The following is a 22642-nucleotide window of genomic DNA, read 5'->3' as shown; positions in this document are numbered from 1 at the left end:
CGGCTCACACACTCCCCGCGACGGGCAGGGCGGTCAGTACGAACTTGCCGCCCTGCCACCGCCATTCGACGGCCCGGCTGAGGTCGGGGCAGCAACGCGGCACCCGTGGGGTGGAATAGCCGAGGAGAGTGGCCGAAACGGTGCCGCCGGTCACCGCGAAGCGGGTGACGCTCATCCGCTGGGCCGGGTCGACGAGGGTCGCCGTGATCCGGGGCGGCTCGCCGGGCGACGCGGCCGGGGCGAGGACGTAGAGGCCGCTGGGGGCCGTGCCGGCGCCGGAGCGGCAGCGGACGACGGCCGCGGTCTCGGGCCGCCCGTCGCCGTCGAGGTCGGCGGTGGCCCGCTGGACGACCTCGGGACCCGTGCCGCCGCCGCAGTCCAGGGGGTAGCGCGCGGCGGAGGGGTCGGGCGCGGCCGCGGAGGCGCGCGTGGGGGCCGCGGGCGCCTCCCGTGCGGGGCCGGCCAGGGTGGCCGCGGCGATCACGGCGGCCAGCGCGGCGGCGGTGACCGCCCAGTGCGCGGGGCGCGGGCGGGCGTGCGGGAGCGGACCCGCGGCGGTGGACGGTGTGGGTCCTGCCGGTGACTGCACGCGCGCTGACTCCTGTGGGCGGTGGCTGCGGGGGATGATCCGCATCGTGCCATACGGCGCCGCGCCGGGGAACAGGGGGTTTTGCCACATGTGAGGGGCCTGCCGCGCCGGGCCCGGGCGGGGTCAACGAACGGGCGCCGCCGCCGAGTTCCGCGGTGCGGTTCCCGGCGGCGGCGCCGTGGGTGGTGATGCGGCCGGAAGGCTCCGGCCGGCGGGGGCCGGACTAGCGCTCGGCGGAGCCGCTCTGGCTGCCGGGGCCGTCGTAGTCCTCGCCGTAGGCGCCCTTCGCGGGGCGGCGGCGGCGCAGCGGCGGCTCGACGCCGTCCGCGAGGCGGCGGGCGGTGAGCAGGAAGCCGGTGTGCCCGATCATGCGGTGGTCCGGGCGGACGGCCAGGCCCTCCACGTGCCAGGTGCGGACCATGGTCTCCCAGGCCGACGGCTCGGCGAAGCAGCCGATCTCGCGGATGGACTCGACGGTCCGGGCGAGCTGGGTGGTGGTGGCCACGTAGCAGCAGAGGATGCCGCCGGGGACGAGCGCCTTACGGACGACCTCGAGGCACTCCCAGGGGGCGAGCATGTCGAGGATGACGCGGTCGACGTCCGTGTCGGACAGGTTGTCCTGGAGGTCGCCGACGGTGAGCTGCCAGGCGGGGTGCGGGCCGCCGAAGTAGCGCTCCACGTTCTGCGTGGCGATCTCGGCGAAGTCGGCACGGCGCTCGTAGGAGTGCAGCATGCCCTGGTCGCCGATGGCGCGCAGCAGGAAGCTGCTCAGGGAGCCTGAGCCGACGCCGGCTTCCACGACGCGGGCGCCGGGGAAGATGTCGGCCATGGCCAGGATCTGCCCCGCGTCCTTGGGGTAGACCACCGCGGCACCGCGCGGCATGGACAGGACATAGTCGGGGAGCAGGGGGCGCAGCGCGAGGTAGGCGACGTTTCCCGTGGTACGGACAACACTGCCCTCGGGGGCACCGATCAGCTCGTCGTGCGGGAAGGCACCCTTGTGGGTGTGGAACTGCTTCCCGGCTTCGAGCGTGAAGGTGTAGTGGCGTCCCTTGGGGTCGGTGAGCTGGACCTGGTCCCCGACCTGGAAGGGGCCGCGACGACGGGCGGCACCGGTCGGTTCGGACATGTGACCAGCCTACCGGCCCTGAGGCTGGGGTCGCGCCATGGCGGCCACGAAGGCGCGCTCGACGTCGGTGGTGGAGAGCACTCCGTAGACCTCGCCGGTCTCCTCGACGACGAGGTACTCGGTGGCGGGGGTGGCGCGCAGGGTGTCGAGGAGTTCCTCGCCGCCGAGCTCGGCGGAGACGCGCATGCCGTCCTTGAGGTCCTGGGCGAGGGCGCTGACGGCGACCCAGGGGCGGCGGTGTTCGGGGACGCCGATGATGGCGGCCTCGCGGACGAGCGCGGTGGGGGTGCCGTGGGGGTCCACGACGACGAGGGCGCGGGCGCCGGCCTCGGCGGCGCGGCGCAGGGCCTCGGAGAGCGGGGTGGCGGGCTCCACGGGCACGGCCCGGCGGGTGAGGGTGCGGGCCCGGAGGTCGGGGAGGCGCTCGCGCAGCCGGGCCATGCGGAGGCTGTTGCCGGCGCCGGTCCAGATGATGGCGGCGAGGATCGCGGCGAGCAGGGCGTCGGTGAGGGAGTCGACGCCGCCGAGGTCCTCGGAGCCGCCCGCGGCGCGGGAGAGGAGCGGCAGGCCGACGAGGACGGCGACGGCGAGCGCGCGGCCGACCCAGGCGGCGGCGACGGTGCCGGTCATAGGGTTGCCGCTGATCTTCCAGACGACGGCCCGGAGCATCCGGCCGCCGTCCAGCGGGAGGCCGGGGAGCAGGTTGAAGATCGCGACCAGCAGGTTGGAGATCATCAGGCCGGCGAGCAGGACGCCGGGGACGGTGCCGGGCTCGACGGCCTGCATGCCGAGGTAGAAGAGGCCGGCGAGGACCAGCGAGAGCAGGGGGCCGACGAAGGCGAGGACGAACTCGCGGCCGGGGGTCTCGCTCTCCTTCTCGATCTCGGAGACGCCGCCGAAGAACTGGAGCTGGATGCGGCGCACGGGGAGCTTGAAGCGCAGGGCCGCGACCGTGTGCGCCAGCTCGTGGACGAGCACGGAGGCGTAGAAGGCGACGGCGAAGAAGAGGGAGACCAGATAGCGGATGCCGCCGAGCTCGGGCAGGACGCGGTCGAGCTGGCCGCCGAAGACCCAGGTGATGAGGGCGGCGACGAGGAACCAACTGGGTGCCACGTAGACGGGCACGCCGAAGGGGCGGCCCATGAGGATGCCGCCGCCCTCGCGCGGGCGCTTCGGCCTGCGGTTCCCGGGCTCGTCCTGGGTGCCGGCGCCCCCGCCGCCGGACCGGCCCTGCCCGCTGTTCTCCACGGTGTCCCCTCGTCGGATGCGGCCCTCGCACCGGCGGTGCGCTGTCTCGATCATGCAGTGCGAGGTGCTCTGTCGTCGATGGTATGCGTCCGACTGTCAGTGACGGGCCGTAGGGTTCCTGTCATGGGTATCGCCACTGAGGAGAACGCCGGGCAGCCGGCCGAGCCGTCCGTGCCGGGCGTTTCCGAGGGATCCACCGAGGCCACCGGGGCCGCCGGGGCCCCGGAGACCGGAGGGTGCGGGGAGGCCGCCGCGTCCGGTGAGGCGGCGCGGCGGCTGCGGGTACCCGCCCGCCCCGCCGCGCTGTCGCCCTCCCGGGCGGCCGATTTCATGCGGTGCCCGCTGCTCTACCGCTTCCGGGTGATCGACAAGCTGCCGGAGAAGCCGAGCGCGGCCGCGACCCGGGGCACCGTGGTGCACGCCGTGCTGGAGCGGCTCTTCGACGCCCCGGCGGCCGAGCGCACCCCGCCCCGGGCGAAGGGCCTGGTGCCCGGCGAGTGGGAGAAGCTGCTGGCGGCCCGGCCGGAGCTGGCCGAGCTCTTCACCGGTGAGGACGGCGCGCACGACGCGGACCGGCTGGCGGCCTGGCTGGCGGACGCGGAGCGGCTGGTCGAGCGCTGGTTCACCCTGGAGGACCCCACCCGTCTGGAGCCCGCGGACCGCGAGCTCTACGTGGAGACGGTGATCGAGGGCGCGGGCTCCTCGGCGCTGACGCTGCGGGGCTTCATCGACCGGGTGGACGTGGCCCCGTCCGGCGACGTCCGCATCGTGGACTACAAGACGGGCAAGGCCCCGTCCCCGCAGTTCCGGTCGGAGCCGCTGTTCCAGATGACCTTCTACGCCCTGGTGCTGTGGCGGCTGCGCGGCCGGGTGCCGCGCCGCCTCCAGCTCGTCTACCTGGGCAGTGGTGACGTGCTGACGTACGACCCGGTCGAGGCGGAGCTGCTGGCCGTGGAGCGCAAGCTGCGGGCGCTCTGGGAGGCCATCGAGCTGGCCACCGACACGGGCGAGTGGCGCCCCCGGCCGACGAAGCTGTGCGGCTGGTGCGACCACCAGGCCGTCTGCCCGGAATTCGGGGGCACTCCCCCGCCGTATCCGCTGCCGGTCGTGGCCCCGCGCGCGGGCGGATGACCCCTCGCGGGACCGGTCAGGGCAGAATGGACGCGGTCTAACGAAGGAGTTTCCGTGGCGATCCGCGTCCTACTGGTCGATGACCAGCCGCTGCTGCGTACCGGCTTCCGGATGATTCTCGAGGCGGAACAGGATCTGGCGGTCGTCGGTGAGGCCGGGGACGGTCTTCAGGCGCTCGACCAGGTGCGGGCGCTCCAGCCCGATGTGGTCCTGATGGACATCCGGATGCCGCGGATGGACGGTGTCGAGGCGACCCGGCAGATCACCGGTCCGGAGCGGAACGGCCCGGCGAAGGTGCTGGTGCTCACCACGTTCGACCTCGACGAGTACGTGGTGGAGGCGCTCCGGGCGGGGGCCAGCGGCTTCCTGCTGAAGGACGCGCCCGCCCATGAGCTGGTCCAGGCGATCCGGGTGGTGGCGGGCGGCGAGGCGATGCTGGCGCCGAGCATCACCCGCCGGCTGCTGGACAAGTACGCGGGTCATCTCCCCTCGGGCGAGGAGCCGCTGCCGGACACGCTGCACACGCTGACCGACCGCGAGGTCGAGGTGCTGAAGCTGGTGGCGCGCGGTCTGTCGAACGCCGAGATCGCGGCGGATCTGTTCGTGAGCGAGACCACGGTCAAGACGCACGTGGGTCATGTGCTGACGAAGCTGGGCCTGCGCGACCGGGTGCAGGCCGCGGTGTACGCCTACGAGAGCGGGCTGGTGCGCCCGGGCGCGCAGTAGGCCCGGCCCCTCCCTCGCCCGCCGCCGGGCGGGAGGCGAGCGGAAAAGCGGTCCGCCCCGTACCCGATGCCCGGGTACGGGGCGGACCGCTTCACGGCCGCGGGGGCCGGGTGGGTACCCACCCGGCCCGCCGGCGGCCCGCTACTCCTTGGCGGCCTTGGCGATCTCCCAGAACCGGAAGACGGTCGAGGCGTCGAGGGTCCACTGGAGACCGGAGATCCGGTCGCTCGCCACCGCGTACTGCTTGCCCTGCCACAGCGGGAGGATGGGCAGGTCCTGGGCGACGGTGGTCTGCACCTTGGCGAAGTCGCCGACGGTCGCCGGGCGGCTGCCCTCGGCGGCGGTGGCCAGGATGCGGTTGGTGATGTCCTTGGACTCGTAGTTGTTGAGGAGGACGTTGTCCTCGCCGAAGAACGGCGCGGTGAAGTTGTCCGGGTCCGGGTAGTCGGGCACCCAGCCCTTGACGTAGACGCCGTACTTGCCGGCGGCCACGCCCGCCTCGTACTCCTCCAGCGGGACGGACTTCACGTCCGCCTCGAAGAGGCCGCTCTTGTTGAGCTGCTTGGCTATCTCCTGGAACTCCGGCACGGTGCCCGGGCCGTAACGGACCGGGGTGGCCCACAGGGTGAGCTTGACCTTGTCCTTGATGCCGGCGGAGTTCAGGGCCGCGGAGGCCTTGTCGACCTGGGGGCGGTCGCCGTAGGCGTCGAAGAACGGGGTCTTGTGGCCGGTGACGCCGCTCGGGACGATCGAGTACAGCGGCTCCGCGGTGCGCTTGTAGACGTCGCGGACGAGCGCGCTGCGGTCCACCAGGTAGGCGATGGCCTTGCGGACGCCGAGCTTGCCGACCACCGGGTCCTTGGTGTTGAAGACCAGGTGCTGGACCTCGGCGCTGGTGCCCTCGACGACCTTGAGGTGCGTCTTGGCGCCCGCGGCGTCCAGGTCGGCGATGTCCTTCATGGGAAGGCCTCGGTAGGCGAGGTCGATGGAGCCCTTCTGGACGGCGGACTTCAGCTCCGCCTGGTCGCCGTGGAAGAACTTCATCGTGACGCCGCGGTTGTTCACCGCGGTGGCCGCGCCCTTGTAGGACGTGTTGACCGAGAACTTGGCCTCCTTCTTGTCGAAGGAGTCGAGCTTGTAGACACCCGAGCCGACGGCCTTGCCGTCGGTGCGGAGCTTGTCCGCCGGGTACTCCTCGTGGTCCACGATGGAACCGGCGCCCGAGGCGATCTTCTGCGGGAAGGTGGCGTCGGAGCGGTTGAGGTGGAAGACGACCGTCAGCTTGTCCGGGGTCTTGATGTCCTTGATGGAGGACAGCAGGGAGGACGCCGGACCCTTCTTGTCGTTGATCTTGATCGTGCGACGGAAGGAGTGGGCGACGTCCTCGGAGGTGAGGTCGTGGCCGTTGCTGAACTTCAGCCCGTCCTTCAGCTTGCACTGATAGGTCTGGCTGATGTCGTCCTGGAACTTGCAGTTCTCGGCGGCGTCCGGCTGGGGGGTGATGCCCCCCTTGGGGAAGCTCATCAGCGACTGGAAGACGTTGTTGAACAGGATCCAGGAACCCGGGTCGTAGCCGGAGGCCGGGTCGGTGGCCACGACCTCGTCGGACATCCCCATGACCACGGACTCACCGGTGCCGCCCGCCTTGCCGTCTTCCGAACCGCACCCGGTGAGCAGGGCGGCGGCGAGCCCAGCGCCGAGCGGGGCGGCAAGCCACTGGTCACGTTTCCTCACGTGCACGTTCCTCACAGTTTCCTTGATCGTCCGATGAGATCGTCGGCAGAACCGGTCTGACGAAACCTATTGCCTCACACGCCGCGGCCCAGTTCCCACGGCTGCATCTCGGAGGCGGAGTTGAGCGCCCACTCGGCGCCGGTGACATTGCTGCGGACGGCGACGTACTGCTTGCCCTGCCACAGAGGCAGCACGGGCACCTCGTCGGCCACGATGTCCTGGGCCTGCTGGAAGTACTTGGCCGCGGTGTCGCGCTGTGCCGCCTCGCGGGAGTCCGGGATCAGCTGCGAGCTGATCCTGGTGTTCTGGTAGGGCGAGCGGAGGAAGTTGTCCTTGCCGAAGAACGGGGCGACGAAGTTGTCCGGGTCCGGGAAGTCGGGGAACCAGCCCATGCCGTAGACGGCGTACTTGCCCTTGGCGGCCTCGGGACGGAAGTCCGCCCACTTCACGCCCTGGATCTTGGCACTGAACAGCCCGGTGTCGTTGAGCTGCTTCCGGATCGTCTGGAAGGCCTTGGCCGTGGCCTCACCGTAGTGGTCGTCGGTGTACGTGAGGGTCAGCGGCACCGGGGAGGTGATGTTCGCCGCCCGCAGGATGGAGCGGGCCTTCTCGGCGCTCGGCTCCCCGTACTTGTTGGAGAAGGAGTTCTGGTGGCCGGTGATGCCGCTGGGCACCAGCGAGTACAGCGGGTCGCTCGTCCGGTCGTAGCCGTCGCGGGCCAGCGCCTGGCGGTCGATCACCTGCGCCATGGCCTGGCGCACGGCCTTGTTCTTCACCGACGGGTCGTCGGTGTTGAAGGCGAGGAAGCTGATCTCCTGGCCCGGCGCCTCCAGCAGGCGGACGCCCTTGTCCGAGGCGCCCCGCATCCGGCTGAGCTGCTCGGGCGCCAGGGTGCGGTTCATGATGTCGATGTCGCCGTCCTTCAGCGCCTTCTCCATCGACTTCGCGTCGTCGTAGAAGCGCATCTCGACCTTGTCGTTCTGAAGCTTCACCGACCCCTGGTAGTCGGAGTTCTTCGAGAAGACGGCCTTGACGACGCGGCCGTCCTTCTCCTCCGTCTGGAGGGTGTACGGGCCGGAGCCGACGACCTTGAAGCCCTTGCCGAGCTCCTTCTTCCCGTAGGTCTCGCTGTCCACGATGGCCGCGGCCGGGGTGGCTATCTTCTGCGGGAAGGTCGCGTCGGGGGACTTCAGGTGGAAGACGACCTCGCGCTCGCTCGGGGTCTCCACCGAGTCGATGTTGCTGAGCAGCGACACCGGGCCGTTCTCGAAGTTGATGGCCCGGGCACGGTCGATGGAGAACTTCACGTCCTCCGAGGTGAGCGCGTGCCCGTTGCTGAACTTCAGGCCGCTGCGCAGGGTGCAGCGGTACTGCTCGTTCTTGCGGTCCCCGAAGGAGCAGGTGGACGCCGCGTCGGCGACCGGGGAGGTTCCGGAGCGGGGCAGCCGCAGGAGGGTCTGGAAGGTGCTGTGCAGCACGTTCCAGGCGCCGATGTCGTACGCGGCGGCCGGGTCGAACGGCGCCGGGGCGTCGGTCGTCTCCTCGAACCGGTCCGTGGTGCCGATGACGATGGCGCCGGAGCCCTTCCCCGCCTCGTCACTCCCACCACAGGCGGCGAGTACGGGGGCCAGGAGGACTGCCAGGGTCGGCAGCGCCAACGTCTTGCGGTTCATTGTGCGGGGTTCTCCCTGTGATGCGATCGGTTCCCGGGACGATACCGACGTCTGACGCGTCGGCCCACGGGCAGCCGTGAAGTTCTCGCGAAAAGATTAGTGCGCGGCACCACTGCCCCCGGGACACGGTGAAGTTGACGCGATATCACGCCCCGATAACGGCCCCCGATTCACCGATATCCGGACGCCGGAACGATTCACGCAGGAGATCATCAAATGGGACACAAGGGTGCGCTTCCGCCCCGCGAAGGGTGCTTCAGCGTGATCGATTCCCCACCCGCCGCCTCTTGACCCGGTGACGAAGCTCACTCACGCACTTCGGCGACCGCACCCGAATTAAACCGGGCCATTCGTCACGGAAAACAATCGGACCGACGCCCAGAGTTCCTTGAACATTCTCCGGCGCACGCTCAGTGTTCGCGTCGGTGCATTCCGGTCATCGGCCCACCGGCGGCGGCGTCATCAGGCCGCGGAGAAATCCGAGATCGACTTCCTCCAGCGACCGGACGACCGTACGCCCGTCGGCGGCCGGGATCGGCGCCACCGAGGGCACCGCGACGACCCGGCAGCCGGCCGCCTCCGCGGCCGTCACCCCGGTCATGGTGTCCTCGACGACGGCGCACCGGCCGGGCTCCACCCCGAGCCGGGCCGCGGCCAGCAGATAGGGGTCCGGGTGCGGCTTCGTCCGCTCGATCTCGTCGCCCGCGACGGTCAGCGTGAAGTTCTCCGGGCCCAGGGTGGCCAGCACCCGGTCGATGATCTCCCGGTGCGAGGCGGACACCAGGGCGGTCGGCACGGAGTGCGCGGCCAGCTCCGCGAGCAGCCGCCGGGCGCCCGGCATCAGCGGCACCCCGCGGCCGATCATCTGGGAGAAGCGGGTGTTGAGCAGCACCGTCAGCTCGGTGAGGGCGATCTTCGCGCCGGTGGCCTGGATCAGGAAGGCGGCGCTGCGCGTCATGGGGCCGCCGACGACCACCTCGCGGTACTCCTCCAGCAGCTGGTGACCCAGCTCGGCGAAGACGGCGACCTCCACCTCCCACCAGAAGCCCTCGGTGTCGACCAAGGTGCCGTCCATGTCGAGCAGGACCGCCTGAAGGGCCGAGCCCGCCGCGCTACGCGTGTCGACTACGGGGATGCTGCTGGTCATCCGGGCACACCTCCATGGGGGACGCGAAGGCCGGCCCGCCACTCCCGGTTCCGGGGGTGTGCGGACCGGCCTCCACCGGACCGACCAGTGTACGGCGGACGGGCTCCGGCGTCGCTCCGATATCCGGGGGACCCCGGCCCTGGGGGCCGGGAAGGGGTCCACTCCGTCAGGTGGCGGGCCCCTCCGTCAGGTGGGGTCCGCTCCGGGGCGGTGCGTCCGCGGCCGGCCCAAGGCGGCCGCGGCGGTGGCTCAGTCCTGCTCCGCGTTCTTCTCCTTGATGCGCGCCGCTTCCTTGCGGACCTCGGCCTGGGTGGCGCGCTCCTTCTGGAGCCACTCGGGGTTCTCCGCCTTCAGCTCCGCGATCTGCTCCGTGGTGAGGGCCTCCGTGACCCCGCCGCGCGCGAGGCCGGAGATGGAGACGCCCAGCTTGGCCGCGACCACCGGACGGGGGTGCGGGCCGTTGCGCCGCAGCTCCTGGAGCCACTCCGGCGGATCGGCCTGAAGTGCGTTCAGCTCGCCGCGCGAGACGACGCCCTCCTGGAACTCTGCGGGGGTGGCCTCGAGGTACACACCCAGCTTCTTCGCCGCGGTCGCGGGCTTCATCGTCTGGGTGTTCTGGTGCGACGTCATGGTGTCAAGAGTAGCGAGCGTGTGCGATACCTCCGACCACGACCGGTAATCTGGCCGGGTGACAGGCTCGGAAGCATCCCCTTCGTTCCGGCTCGCGTACGTCCCGGGCGTGACACCCAGCAAATGGGTGCGGATCTGGAACGAGCGGTTGCCCGACGTCCCCCTGACCCTCCTCCAGGTGTCCGCCGCGGAGGCGGCCGGAGTGCTGCGGGACGGCGGCGCCGACGCGGGCTTCCTGCGGCTCCCGGTCGACCGTACGGACCTCAGCGCGATCCCCCTCTACACCGAGACGACCGTGGTCGTGATCCCCAAGGACCACGTCATGGCGGCCGTCGAGGAGGTGTCCGCCGCGGAGCTGGCCGACGAGATCGTGCTGCACCCGCTCGACGACACCCTGGACTGGGAGCGCCCGCCGGGGCGGCCCGCCTTCGAGCGGCCCGCCACGACGGCGGACGCCGTCGAGCTGGTGGCCGCGGGGATCGGGCTGCTCGCCGTCCCGCAGTCGCTCGCCCGTCTGCACCACCGCAAGGACCTCACGTACCGGCCGCTGTCGGACGTGCCCGAGTCGCGGGTCGCGCTGTCGTGGCCCGAGGAGAAGACCACCGACCTGGTGGAGGACTTCATCGGGATCGTCCGGGGCCGGACGGTCAACAGCTCGCGGGGCCGCGCGCAGCCCCAGCCGGAGCGCAAGGACAAGCGGCCCGAGGCGGGCGGCGCGCGGCGCAAGCCCGCGGCCGGCAAGACGGCGGGCAAGGCCACGGGCAAGAGCCCGCGCGGCGGTGCCGGAGGCGCCGGCAAGAGCGCCCGGGGCGCCTCCTCCGGTGGGGCCAAGGGCGCCAAGCGCGGCAAGCCCCGCCGCCGGTCGTAGCCGGGCCGCCGGGGCGCGGTTCCGGCGCCACTGACGAAGGAACGGGCCCGGAGGCTGTCGCCACCGGGCCCGTCCGTCTTCTCAGCTCTCCCCGTCCCGGGGCTCCTCCGGCTCCCGGCCGGGCCCGGAGTCGCCACCGGTGTCCTTCCCCGTGCCGTTGCCGGTGTCCTTCCCGGCGTCCTTCTCCGGGGTGGTCTCCGGGGCGTCCTTCCGGGCGTCCCCCGGAGCGCCCGCCGCGTCCTCGTCCTTGGCGGCCGGGCGCGACGGCCGGGTCCGGCCGCTGGCCGTGTCCCGGAGGTAGGAGGCGTCGCGGCCCTCGGTGAGGCCCGGTTCGGCCGCCAGGCCGCCCGGCTGGCCGGGGGCGGGGGGCTGGCCGTCGCGACGGCGCAGGTAGCGCTCGAACTCACGGGCGATGGCCTCGCCGGACGCCTCCGGGAGGTCGGCGGTGTCCCGCGCCTCCTCCAGGGACTGCACGTACTCGGCGACCTCGCTGTCCTCGGCCGCCAGCTGGTCCACGCCCAGCTGCCAGGCCCGCGCGTCCTCGGGGAGCTCCCCCAGCGGGATGCGCACGTCGATCAGGTCCTCCAGGCGGTTGAGCAGCGCCAGGGTGGCCTTCGGGTTCGGCGGCTGGGAGACGTAGTGCGGGACGGCCGCCCACAGGCTCACCGCCGGGACGCCGGCGTGGGTGCAGGCCTCCTGGAGAATGCCGACGATTCCGGTCGGGCCTTCGTAGCGCGACTCCTCCAGATCCATGGTGCGGGCCAGGTCCGGGTCGGAGGTGATGCCGCTGACCGGCACGGGCCGGGTGTGCGGGGTGTCGCCGAGCAGCGCGCCCAGGACGACCACCATCTCCACGCCGAGCTCGTGGGCGAAGCCCAGGATCTCGTTGCAGAACGACCGCCAGCGCATGCTCGGTTCGATGCCGCGCACGAGGACCAGGTCGCGCTGCGGAGCGCCTTCCGCGCCGCCGCCCGTGCGCACCACGGACAGCCGGGTGGTGGGCCAGGTGACCTTGCGGACCCCGCCGTCCAGCCAGACCGTGGGCCGGTTGACCTGGAAGTCGTAGTAGTCCTCGGCGTCGAGCGCGCCGAAGACCTCGCCCTTCCACTCCCGGTCCAGGTGCGCGACGGCGCTGGAGGCGGCGTCCCCGGCGTCGTTCCATCCCTCGAAGGCACAGATCATGACCGGGTCGATCAGCTCGGGAACCCCCTCAAGCTCGATCACCCAGCGCCTCCTTCCGACCGGGGCGGACGTGTCCGGACCACCGGTTGCCGTTCTGTGCAGTGTTGTTCCTGGCAGCGTTCTTTCTGCCGTGCGACCCCAAGACTACGACTTCCGCGCCCCCTGTTCGCAGCCCCTGTACGGGCTCTTCCTCACCTGTTGGTCACCCTCTGGCGCCCCAGCCGTTGCGATAGGCCCGCCAGTCGGCGTCGGTGGCCGCGAAGTCGACGTAGAGCGCCAGTCCGAAGCGCTCCCGGTCGCGGTCCTCCCTGCTCAGACCGAGCCGGGCGCCGCGCACCGCGGCGGCGGCCGTCTCCGCGCTCGCGTGATGGCCCCAGGAGTCGGTGTGGTAGAAGGGCAGGCCCATCAGCAGGTCCGTGTCCCGCGGCGTCACCTGGAGGGCGAGGGCCGTCTGGCGGGCCACGTAGCCGCCGTAGAGGCTCTCCAGCGGGATCCCGGTGTCGTAGGACATGACGGCGATCTGGTCCGTCCTGCGGGCGACCTGGCCGAAGTACTTCTGCGTCCACCACTTGGGGCTGCCCGCCGTGCGCGCCGCCTTGTGCATGGCCGGCACCGGGTCGATCTGCTGGGCGGCGACGGAGAACACCCCGCCGGCGGACCGGACGGCCGGCCGGAGGCCGTCCAGCAGGGCGAGGAAGGACGCGTCACCGGTGCGTACGGGTTCGACATCGAGGTGCACGCCCTCGAATCCGGCGCGCATCACCTGCCGGGCGCTGGCCACCACGGCGGCGCGCGCCGGGGCCGAGTCCAGCCGCAGGCCGGCGTCGCCCTCGCCCTTACGGACGACCTTGTCGCCCAGCCAGGCGTGGACGCGGACGCCCGGCAGCTCGCGGTGGACGGCGCCGATCAGCCAGGAGGCGCGCGGGTAGACCTTCGCGGGGAGCGTGCCGTCGTGCTCCAGGGGGCCCGTGTGCACGTAGAGGTCGCGCAGCCCGGTGCCGGCCATCTTCCGCTTGAGACCGGCCAGTTCGGCGTCGCCCTTACGGCCGTCGACCCAGGCGTGCCCCAGCCAGATCGCGTCCTTGCCCCGGGTGACCGCCTCCTCGGAGGGGGACCCGGCGTAGGCGGCGCGCAGCGCGCTGCCCGCCACCGCGAGCGGCAGGACGAGCACCACGGCCAGGGCGAGCGCGAGGCGCTTCACCAGCAGCTTGCTCGGCCGCCGGATGCGCATCTTAGAAAGCATTTTGCTCAAATCCGGTCGCTTCATGGAAAGAATCGCCCCTTCTTCTTCCCAGGGTGACGCGATCACGGGTCGGTCAGTTCCGATCAGGACCGGTCGGCGCCGGTTGGTACCGGTCTGCGGCGGCCCCCGCGCCCGGCGGGCGGACGCGCCGAGGGGAGGGACGCGCGGTGCGTCCCTCCCCTCGGGAGCGATCGAACGATCACCCGGTCACAGGGACCGGCCCGGCGGGCGTCAGCCCTTGTCGCCGAGCATGTCCTTGACGCGGGTGCGGACGTCCTCCGTGTCCAGACCGCGGATCGTCAGCGTCGTACGGCGGCGCAGGACGTCGTCCACCGTCTCCGCCCACTCGTGGTCGCGGGCGTAGGCGACCTGGGCCCAGATCTCCGGGCCGTCCGGGTGGATGCGCTCGCCGAGCTCCGGGTTCTCGTTGACCAGGCGCGCGATGTCGAAGGACAGCGAGCCGTAGTGCGTCGCCAGGTGGCGGGCGGTCAGCGGGTCCATGCGGCTGCCGGGCTCGCGGTCCACGAGCAGGCGGTGGGCGACCGCGTTCGGGTTGGCGACACCGGGCAGCGGGGTCCGGCGGACCAGGCTGGAGATGGGCTCCATCTCCTCGGTCAGCGGGCTGCCGGGCAGCTTCGCGAGCTTGGACATGACCGTACGGCCGATGTGGCGGTAGGTGGTCCACTTGCCGCCGGCGACCGACAGCATGCCGCCCTTGCCCTCGGTGACCACGGTCTCGCGCTTGGCCTGGGCGACGTCGCCGGGGCCGCCCGGCAGCACGCGCAGACCGGCGAAGGCGTACGTCATCAGGGAGCGGTCGAGGTCGGCGTCCTGGATGGAGAACGCGGCCTCGTCGAGGATCTGCTGGATGTCCTCCTCCGTGGCGCGCACGTCCGCCGGGTCACCCTCGTACTGGGTGTCGGTGGTGCCGAGGAGGAGCTGGTCCTCCCACGGGAGGGCGAAGGTGATGCGGTACTTGTCGATCGGGGTGGCCATGGCGGCCTTCCACGGCGACTTGCGCTTCATCACGATGTGCGCGCCCTTGGACAGGCGGATGCTCGGGTTGGCGCCCTTGTCTTCCAGCTTGCGCAGGTGGTCCACCCACGGGCCGGTGGCGTTGAGGACGACCCGAGCGTCGATGCCGAACTCGGCACCGTCCACCCTGTCCTTGAGCTCCGCGCCGGTGACCTTGCCGTGCGTGAAGCGCAGCCCGGTGACCTCGGCGTGGTTCAGCACGACCGCGCCGGACTCGACGGCCGCGCGGACCGTCATGACCGCGACGCGCGAGTCGTTCATCTGGTGGTCGTAGTAGACCGCGACGGCCTTGAGGTTGTCCGTGCGCAGACCCGGGTTGTCGGCCTGGGCCTTGGCCGGGGAGATCACCTTGCCGACGCCGTCGCCGAAGGCGGACAGCGCCGAGTAGGCGAACACACCGGCGCCGAGCTTGGCCGCGCCCACCGGGCCGCCCTTGTAGACGGGCAGGTAGAAGGTGAGCGGGTTGACCAGGTGCGGGGCCACGTCCTTGGCCAGCACCCGGCGCTCGTGGTGGTTCTCCGCGACGAGCTTGACCGCGCCGGTCTGGAGGTAGCGCAGACCGCCGTGGACGAGCTTGGAGGACGCGGAGGAGGTGGCGCCGGCGAAGTCACCGGCGTCCACCATCGCGACCCGCAGTCCGGACTGCGCGGCGTGCCAGGCCACCGAGGTGCCCAGGATGCCACCACCGATCACCAGGAGGTCGTATGTCGCGTTCGACAGTCGGTCCCGGGTCTCGGCGCGGCTCGGGTTGGAACCGGCAGCCGGGTGCGTTCCCAGCGTCGGAACGCTCTGCGGGGTTGTCATGATTACTCCTCGTCCTCGATCCAGCCCATGGTCCGCTCGACGGCCTTGAGCCAGCTCTTGTACTCGCGGTCACGCGTGTCCGCGTCCATGCGGGGGGTCCACTCGGCGGCCCGGCGCCAGTTGGCACGCAGGGCGTCGGTGTCCGGCCAGAAGCCGACGGCAAGACCGGCGGCGTAGGCGGCGCCGAGGCAGGTCGTCTCGGCGACCATCGGGCGCACGACCGGTGCGTCCAGGAAGTCCGAGAGGGTCTGCATCAGCAAGTTGTTGGAGGTCATGCCGCCGTCGACCTTGAGCGCGGTCAGCTCGACGCCGGAGTCCTTCGTCATGGCGTCGGTGATCTCGCGGGTCTGCCAGGCGGTGGCCTCGAGCACGGCGCGGGCGATGTGCGCCTTGGTGACGTAACGGGTCAGGCCCGCGATGACACCGCGCGCGTCGGAGCGCCAGTAGGGGGCGAACAGGCCGGAGAAGGCCGGCACGAAGTACGCGCCGCCGTTGTCCTCGACGGAGCTGGCGAGCGTCTCGATCTCGGCCGCGCTCTTGATCAGGCCCATCTGGTCGCGCATCCACTGCACGAGGGAGCCGGTGACGGCGATGGAGCCCTCGAGGGCGTAGACCGGGTCCTGGTCGCCGATGCGGTAGCCGACGGTGGTGAGCAGGCCGTTGTAGGAGTTGACGGGCTCGCCGCCGGTGTTCATCAGCATGAACGTGCCGGTGCCGTACGTCGACTTGGCCTCGCCCTCGGAGAAACAGGTCTGGCCGAAGAGGGCCGCCTGCTGGTCACCGAGCGCGGAGGCGACGGGCACACCGGCCAGGGCGCCGCCCCGCGCGGTGCCGTAGACCTCGGCGGAGGAGCGGATCTCCGGCAGGATCGCGGCCGGGATCTCCATCGACTCCAGGATGCGCTCGTCCCAGTCGAGGCTGCGCAGGTTCATCAGCATCGTGCGGGAGGCGTTGGTGACGTCGGTGACGTGCACGCCGCCGTCGACACCACCGGTGAGGTTCCAGATGACCCAGGAGTCCATGGTGCCGAAGAGGATGTCGCCGGCCTCGGCGCGCTCGCGCAGACCCTCGACGTTGTCCAGCAGCCAGCGGACCTTCGGGCCGGAGAAGTAGCTGGCCAGCGGCAGGCCGGTCTCACGGCGGAAACGGTCCTGGCCGACGTTGCGGCCGAGCTCCTTGCAGAGCCCGTCGGTGCGGGTGTCCTGCCAGACGATGGCGTTGTGGACCGGCTCACCGGTGTTCTTGTCCCACAGCAGCGTGGTCTCGCGCTGGTTGGTGATACCGATCGCCTTGACGTCGGCGGCGGTGATGCCCGCCTTCTCGACGGCACTGGCGACGACCTGCTGGACGTTGGTCCAGATCTCCGCGGCGTCGTGCTCGACCCAGCCCGGCTTCGGGAAGATCTGCTCGTGCTCCTTCTGGTCGACGGAGACGATGCGCCCGTCGCGGTCGAAGACGATGCAGCGGGAAGAGGTGGTGCCCTGGTCGATCGCCGCGATGAACGGGCCCTGGCTGTGCGCGTCGGTCATGGTGTCTCTAGCTCCTGAGGTCTGAAGGTCTCGGCGGGGGATCAGAACGCGATCTTGTGGATGCCTGCGGCCAGGGCGGCGCCGACGAGCGGGCCGACCACCGGAACCCAGGCGTAGCCCCAGTCTGAACCGCCCTTGTTGGGCAGCGGCAGCAGCGCGTGCACGATGCGCGGGCCGAGGTCACGGGCGGGGTTGATGGCGTAACCGGTCGGGCCGCCGAGCGAGAGGCCGATGCCGACGACGACGAGGGCGACCATCAGGGTGCCCGTGCCGCTCGTGGCCAGGCCCTTCGTCAGACCCATGGTGAGGATGAAGAGCACCAGTGCGGCGGTGCCGATGATCTCGGTGACGAGGTTCTGCACCGCGTTACGGATCTCGGGGCCGGTGGAGAAGATGCCGAGCACCGGGCCGGCCTGGGGCGTCGCGGTCTGGTCGACCATACCTTCGGCGGGGTTGAGGCTCGCGACGAGCTCCGGGTCCGTCAGGTGGGCCTTGAACTGGCCGTAGTAGGCGAACCAGACCAGCGTCGCACCGATCATGGCGCCGAGCAGCTGGGAGCCGATGTAGAGCGGAACGTCCTTCCACGCGGTCGCGCCGTCGATGGCGAGGCCGAGGGTGACGGCCGGGTTGAGGTGCGCGCCGGACTTGGTGCCGATGTACGCACCGGCCAGTACGGCGAAACCCCAGCCGAACGTGATGGCGAGCCAACCCGCGTTCTGTGCCTTCGAACGCTTCAGGGTGACGGCGGCGCACACGCCACCGCCGAGCAGGATCAACACTGCGGTACCGATGAGCTCACCGGTGAAGATGTCGGAGCTGGACACCCGCGACTCCTTTGTCCTTCGTCCAGGGGAAGGCGAACCCCGGGTCCCTCCGGTGGTCCGCGCCCTCCGAGAGGGCTTTGATCGGCCCGCGGCAGAGTCCACCATAGCGAATATTGTCGTTAGGTGTTCGACAATGCCGACCGATGAACGGCAGTTTTCTGCAACGTCAAGGGTGCGTCAAGGGTTCCGAGACCGAAAAGTCCCGGCCACGGGGCCGAAAGTAGACGATCGATACCCGGCAGTAACCGAACCGCGACCTGGGATCTTGTCCGAGGTGTGACGGACGGGACAGAGCGGCGGGGGCGCCGCGGGCGGCAGGCGCCCGGAGGGTGGCCCCGCGAACCGGCCGGCGAGCGGCGTCAGGGGCCGGCGGAGCGGACGCCCGGCGGCCGGCACCCGGCCGGCGCGGGCTCAGAAGCGGCCGGCCCCGAGGTCCCGGGAGACGGCGCGCGCGCAGTCCCGTACGGCCGCGACCAGCTGCGCCCGCAGCTCGCCGTTCTCGCAGACGCGCTCCACGGCGCCGGTGATGCCCACGGCACCCACCGGCATCCGCCGCCGGTCGTGGATGGGAGAGGCCACCGAGGCCACGCCCTCCCACGTCTCCTCGACGTCGGAGGCCCAGCCCCGGGCCCGGGTCAGGTCCAGGATCCCCTCGAAGTCGGCCAGACCGGTGACGGTGCGGGGGGTGAACGCCTCGCGCTCGGCCTCGGCGGCCTCGCTGTGCGCCACGGGGTCGTAGGCGGAGAGGACCTTGCCGAGCGCGGTGCTGTGCAGCGGGTGCATCGCGCCGACCTCCAGCACCTGGCGGCTGTCGTCCGGCCGGAAGACGTGGTGGATGATCAGCACGCCCTGCTGGTGGAGCACGCCCAGATAGACACTCTCGCCGCTCGACCGGGCGAGGTCGTCCGCCCAGACCAGGGCACGGGCACGGAGCTCGTGCACGTCCAGGTAGCTGTTGCCCAGGCGCAGCAGCTCGGCGCCGAGCTGGTAACGCCCGGAGGCGGGGTCCTGCTCGACGAAGCCCTCCTGCTGGAGGGTCCGGAGGATGCCGTGTGCGGTGCCCTTCGCCAGCCCCAGCGCGGAGGCCACGTCGGACAGACCCAGCCGTCGCTCTCCCCCTGCGAGCAGCCGTAGCATCGCCGCCGCTCGTTCGAGCGACTGGATGGTCCGTGCCATCGTGCAACCTCCTCCAATGCCGTTCGGCAATGCTGAACACTATCGGCCGATGCCGACCGAGAGGTAGCTGACCGCGGGCCTTTTCATGATCGCGGAGCGATCGCCGGGGTGAACACTTGCCCTGGTCACGCCCCTGCCGGAGGGCTCACGGGCCCCGCGCGGCACCCGAACGGGCCTTGCGCCGAAGGGGGGTGGGTCCCCCGATCGGACGCGGGCCGGGCACGGCCCCGGGAGGCCCTGGACCCCGTCGGCGGCCCGTACCTGACGGAGTACCGGCCGACCTGACCAAGTGCGTGATCAAGTCCTGGGCGGGCCGTATCAAGCGGTGGGACACCCGTCCATTTCCCGGGCCCGCCAGCTAGGCTTGCGGCGTGCGTTCTCCACCGGAGGACGCAAAGCCGACAGCCGTCGCAACCCCGGGAGCACTTCCATGGCCTCGTTCACGCCATCGACCGCCAGCACCGCCCGAGCCTCCGAACTGCGGGAGGCGCTCGCCTCCCGGGTCGTCGTGGCCGACGGCGCGATGGGCACGATGCTCCAGGCACAGGACCCCAGCATGGAGGACTTCCAGCAGCTGGAGGGCTGCAACGAGATCCTCAACGTCACCCGCCCCGACATCGTGCGCTCGGTCCACGAGGAGTACTTCGCGGTCGGCGTGGACTGCGTGGAGACCAACACCTTCGGCGCGAACCTGGCCGCCCTGGGCGAGTACGACGTCGCCGACCGGATCTTCGAGCTGTCCGAGGCGGGCGCGCGGATCGCCCGCGAGGTGGCGGACGAGTTCGCGGCGGGCGACGGCCGGACGCGCTGGGTGCTCGGCTCGGTCGGCCCGGGCACCAAGCTGCCGACGCTGGGCCACGCTCCGTACGACCGGCTGCGCGACGCCTACCAGCGGAACGTCGAGGGCCTGGTGGCCGGCGGCGCGGACGCGATCCTGGTGGAGACCACCCAGGACCTCCTCCAGACCAAGGCCTCCGTGATCGGCGCCCGGCGGGCGCTCCGGGCGGCCGGCGCCGACCTGCCGCTGCTGGTGCAGGTCACCGTCGAGACCACCGGCACCATGCTCCTCGGCTCGGAGATCGGCGCCGCGCTCACCGCGCTGGAGCCGCTCGGCATCGACATGATCGGCCTCAACTGCGCCACCGGCCCGGCCGAGATGAGCGAGCACCTGCGCTACCTCTCCCGGCACGCCCGTACGCGCGTGTCCGCGATGCCCAACGCGGGCCTGCCGGTGCTCGGCAAGAACGGCGCCCATTACCCGCTCACCCCGGGCGAACTGGCGGACGCCCATGAGACGTTCGTCCGGGAGTACGGGCTGTCGCTGGTCGGCGGCTGCTGCGGCACGACGCCCGAGCACCTGCGGCAGGTCGTCGAGCGGGTCCGCGAGATGCGCCCGACGGAGCGCAGCCCGCGCCCCGAGCCCGGCGCCGCCTCGCTCTACCAGACCGTGCCGTTCCGGCAGGACACCTCCTACCTGGCGATCGGCGAGCGCACCAACGCCAACGGCTCGAAGAAGTTCCGCGAGGCCATGCTGGAGGCCCGCTGGGACGACTGCGTGGAGATGGCCCGCGACCAGATCCGCGAGGGCGCGCACATGCTCGACCTGTGCGTGGACTACGTCGGCCGGGACGGCGTCGCGGACATGGAGGAGCTGGCGGGCCGCTTCGCCACGGCCTCGACGCTGCCGATCGTGCTGGACTCCACCGAGCTGGAGGTGATCCGGGCCGGGCTGGAGAAGCTGGGCGGCCGGGCCGTGATCAACTCCGTGAACTACGAGGACGGGGACGGCCCCGAGTCGCGGTTCGCGAAGGTGACGGCGCTGGCGGCCGAGCACGGCGCGGCGCTGATCGCCCTGACCATCGACGAGGAGGGCCAGGCCCGTACCGTCGAGAACAAGGTCGCCATCGCCGAGCGGCTCATCGCCGACCTCACCGGCAACTGGGGCATCCATGAGTGCGACATCCTCATCGACACCCTGACCTTCACGATCTGCACCGGCCAGGAGGAGTCCCGCAAGGACGGCATCGCCACCATCGAGGCGATCCGCGAGCTCAAGCGCCGCCACCCGGAGGTGCAGACCACCCTGGGTCTGTCCAACATCTCCTTCGGTCTGAACCCGGCCGCGCGCGTGGTCCTGAACTCCGTCTTCCTGGACGAGTGCGTCAAGGCCGGTCTGGACTCGGCGATCGTGCACGCGAGCAAGATCCTGCCGATCGCCCGCCTGGAGGAGGAGCAGGTCAAGGTCGCCCTCGACCTCATCTACGACCGGCGCGCCGAGGGCTACGACCCCTTGCAGCGGCTCATGGAGCTCTTCGAGGGCGTCAACATGAAGTCGATGAAGGCGGGGAAGGCCGAGGAGCTGCTGGCCCTGCCGCTGGACGAGCGGCTCCAGCGCCGGATCATCGACGGCGAGAAGAACGGCCTGGAGGCCGACCTCGACGAGGCGCTCCGGGACCGCCCCGCGCTGGAGATCGTCAACGAGACGCTGCTGGAGGGCATGAAGGTCGTCGGCGAGCTGTTCGGCTCGGGCCAGATGCAGCTGCCGTTCGTGCTCCAGTCGGCCGAGGTGATGAAGTCGGCGGTCGCCTATCTGGAGCCGCACATGGAGAAGAGCGACGCGGAGGGCAAGGGCACGATCGTGCTCGCCACCGTCCGCGGCGACGTCCACGACATCGGCAAGAACCTCGTCGACATCATCCTCTCCAACAACGGCTACAACGTCGTCAACCTCGGCATCAAGCAGCCGGTCTCGGCGATCGTGGAGGCCGCGGAGGAGCACCGCGCCGATGTGATCGGCATGTCCGGGCTCCTGGTGAAGTCCACCGTGATCATGAAGGAGAACCTGGAGGAGCTGAACCAGCGCAAGCTGGCGGCCGACTACCCGGTGATCCTCGGCGGTGCCGCGCTGACGCGGGCGTACGTCGAGCAGGACCTGCACGAGATCTACGAGGGCGAGGTCCGCTACGCCCGTGACGCGTTCGAGGGCCTGCGCCTGATGGACGCGCTGATCGCCGTCAAGCGCGGGGTGCCGGGCGCGGCCCTGCCGGAGCTCAAGCAGCGGCGGGTCCCCAAGCGGGCCGCGGCCCCGGTGGTGGAGGACGAGGAGCCGGAGGGCTCGGTCCGCTCGGACGTCTCGGTCGGCAACACGGTGCCCGCCCCGCCGTTCTGGGGCACGCGGGTGGTCAAGGGCATCCAGCTCAAGGAGTACGCCTCCTGGCTGGACGAGGGCGCGCTCTTCAAGGGCCAGTGGGGCCTGAAGCAGGCCCGCGCGGGCGGCCCGACGTACGAGGAGCTGGTCGAGACCGAGGGCCGTCCGCACCTGCGCGGCTGGCTGGAGAAGCTGCACACGGAGAACCTCCTGGAGGCGGCCGTCGTCTACGGCTACTTCCCGTGCGTCTCCAAGGGCGACGACCTGATCCTGCTCCACGAGGACGGCACCGAGCGCACCCGCTTCACCTTCCCCCGCCAGCGGCGCGGCCGCCGGCTGTGCCTCGCGGACTTCTTCCGCCCGGAGGAGTCCGGCGAGACGGACGTCGTCGGCCTCCAGGTCGTCACGGTCGGCTCCCGCATCGGCGAGGCCACGGCCGAGCTCTTCGCGGCCGACGCGTACCGCGACTACCTGGAGCTGCACGGGCTCTCCGTCCAGCTGGCCGAGGCCCTCGCCGAGTACTGGCACGCCCGGGTCCGCGCCGAGCTCGGCTTCGGCGGCGAGGACCCGTCGGACGTCGAGGACATGTTCGCCCTCAAGTACCGCGGCGCCCGCTTCTCCCTGGGCTACGGCGCCTGCCCCGACCTGGAGGACCGCGCGAAGATCGCGGCCCTGCTGGAGCCGGAGCGGATCGGCGTCCACCTGTCGGAGGAGTTCCAGCTGCACCCGGAGCAGTCGACGGACGCGATCGTGATCCACCACCCGGAGGCGAAGTACTTCAACGCGCGGTGACCTCGCCGGCCGGGCCGCCCGCCGGGGCGGCCGG

At 71.4% G+C, this 22642-nt stretch carries 17 protein-coding genes; 4 read left to right on the top strand and 13 right to left on the bottom strand.

The features are described 5' to 3' along the window. Positions 1-4: 4 nt before the first annotated feature. The 3 genes from SMD11_RS26490 to SMD11_RS26480 form a co-directional block, all read right to left on the bottom strand. The gene (locus tag SMD11_RS26490) at positions 5-589 is read right to left on the bottom strand and encodes a hypothetical protein (protein ID WP_087928843.1); all 585 of its coding nucleotides are present in this window, start codon (positions 587-589) and stop codon (positions 5-7) included. 223 nt (positions 590-812) lie between these two features. After that, positions 813-1718, bottom strand: a complete 906-nt coding sequence (locus tag SMD11_RS26485; RefSeq protein ID WP_087928842.1) for a tRNA (adenine-N1)-methyltransferase — start codon at positions 1716-1718, stop codon at positions 813-815. Positions 1719-1727: 9 nt separating this feature from the next. Then, the gene (locus tag SMD11_RS26480) at positions 1728-3020 is read right to left on the bottom strand and encodes a site-2 protease family protein (RefSeq protein WP_107421976.1); all 1293 of its coding nucleotides are present in this window, start codon (positions 3018-3020) and stop codon (positions 1728-1730) included. Between the two features lie 69 nt (positions 3021-3089). Here SMD11_RS26480 and SMD11_RS26475 point away from each other — a divergent pair, with 69 nt between their 5' ends. Then, positions 3090-4097 carry a RecB family exonuclease gene (locus tag SMD11_RS26475; protein ID WP_087928840.1) on the top strand — a complete coding sequence of 336 codons (1008 nt, stop codon included), beginning with the start codon at positions 3090-3092 and terminating at the stop codon, positions 4095-4097. 54 nt (positions 4098-4151) lie between these two features. After that, positions 4152-4823 carry a response regulator gene (locus SMD11_RS26470; RefSeq protein ID WP_087928839.1) on the top strand — a complete coding sequence of 224 codons (672 nt, stop codon included), beginning with the start codon at positions 4152-4154 and terminating at the stop codon, positions 4821-4823. A gap of 141 nt (positions 4824-4964) precedes the next feature. On the opposite strand, the gene SMD11_RS26465 is transcribed toward SMD11_RS26470, so the two are convergent. The 4 genes from SMD11_RS26465 to SMD11_RS26450 all read right to left on the bottom strand — a co-directional run bounded on the left by SMD11_RS26465 (position 4965) and on the right by SMD11_RS26450 (position 10007). Continuing rightward, positions 4965-6557, bottom strand: a complete 1593-nt coding sequence (locus tag SMD11_RS26465) for an ABC transporter substrate-binding protein (protein ID WP_087930744.1) — start codon at positions 6555-6557, stop codon at positions 4965-4967. 74 nt (positions 6558-6631) lie between these two features. Beyond that, positions 6632-8230, bottom strand: a complete 1599-nt coding sequence (locus SMD11_RS26460) for an ABC transporter substrate-binding protein (protein ID WP_087928838.1) — start codon at positions 8228-8230, stop codon at positions 6632-6634. Between the two features lie 436 nt (positions 8231-8666). Beyond that, entirely contained in the window at positions 8667-9377 is a 711-nt protein-coding gene (locus SMD11_RS26455) for an HAD family hydrolase (RefSeq protein WP_087928837.1), read from the bottom strand. Positions 9378-9626: 249 nt separating this feature from the next. Continuing rightward, entirely contained in the window at positions 9627-10007 is a 381-nt protein-coding gene (locus tag SMD11_RS26450; RefSeq protein WP_087928836.1) for a DUF5997 family protein, read from the bottom strand. Positions 10008-10065: 58 nt separating this feature from the next. On the opposite strand from SMD11_RS26450, the gene SMD11_RS26445 reads away from it, so the two are divergent. Continuing rightward, entirely contained in the window at positions 10066-10875 is an 810-nt protein-coding gene (locus SMD11_RS26445) for a LysR family substrate-binding domain-containing protein (RefSeq protein ID WP_199843957.1), read from the top strand. Between the two features lie 81 nt (positions 10876-10956). Here SMD11_RS26445 and SMD11_RS26440 read toward each other — a convergent pair whose 3' ends face one another. The 6 genes from SMD11_RS26440 to SMD11_RS26415 form a co-directional block, all read right to left on the bottom strand. Further along, the gene (locus SMD11_RS26440; RefSeq protein WP_087928835.1) at positions 10957-12099 is read right to left on the bottom strand and encodes a PAC2 family protein; all 1143 of its coding nucleotides are present in this window, start codon (positions 12097-12099) and stop codon (positions 10957-10959) included. Between the two features lie 160 nt (positions 12100-12259). Beyond that, complete coding sequence (locus SMD11_RS26435) at positions 12260-13288, bottom strand: hypothetical protein (RefSeq protein WP_234366171.1); 1029 nt, start codon at positions 13286-13288, stop codon at positions 12260-12262. A 243-nt stretch (positions 13289-13531) separates the two neighbouring features. Further along, positions 13532-15139 (bottom strand): glycerol-3-phosphate dehydrogenase/oxidase, encoded by a 1608-nt coding sequence (locus SMD11_RS26430; RefSeq protein ID WP_087928833.1) that lies wholly within the window; start codon positions 15137-15139, stop codon positions 13532-13534. 2 nt (positions 15140-15141) lie between these two features. Beyond that, positions 15142-16668 (bottom strand): glycerol kinase GlpK, encoded by a 1527-nt coding sequence (gene glpK, locus SMD11_RS26425; RefSeq protein WP_087928832.1) that lies wholly within the window; start codon positions 16666-16668, stop codon positions 15142-15144. Between the two features lie 41 nt (positions 16669-16709). Then, on the bottom strand, positions 16710-17492 hold the full coding sequence (locus SMD11_RS26420; protein ID WP_087928831.1) for an MIP/aquaporin family protein: 783 nt from the start codon (positions 17490-17492) through the stop codon (positions 16710-16712). A 411-nt stretch (positions 17493-17903) separates the two neighbouring features. Further along, complete coding sequence (locus tag SMD11_RS26415) at positions 17904-18668, bottom strand: IclR family transcriptional regulator (RefSeq protein WP_087928830.1); 765 nt, start codon at positions 18666-18668, stop codon at positions 17904-17906. A 430-nt stretch (positions 18669-19098) separates the two neighbouring features. Between SMD11_RS26415 and metH the strand changes: the two genes are divergently transcribed. Further along, positions 19099-22608 carry a methionine synthase gene (gene metH / locus SMD11_RS26410; RefSeq protein WP_087928829.1) on the top strand — a complete coding sequence of 1170 codons (3510 nt, stop codon included), beginning with the start codon at positions 19099-19101 and terminating at the stop codon, positions 22606-22608. The last annotated feature ends 34 nt before the right edge of the window (positions 22609-22642 follow it).

The organism is Streptomyces albireticuli (genome assembly GCF_002192455.1).
Taxonomy (GTDB): Bacteria; Actinomycetota; Actinomycetes; order Streptomycetales; family Streptomycetaceae; genus Streptomyces; species Streptomyces albireticuli_B.
This window is presented reverse-complemented; position numbering and strand designations above follow the sequence as displayed.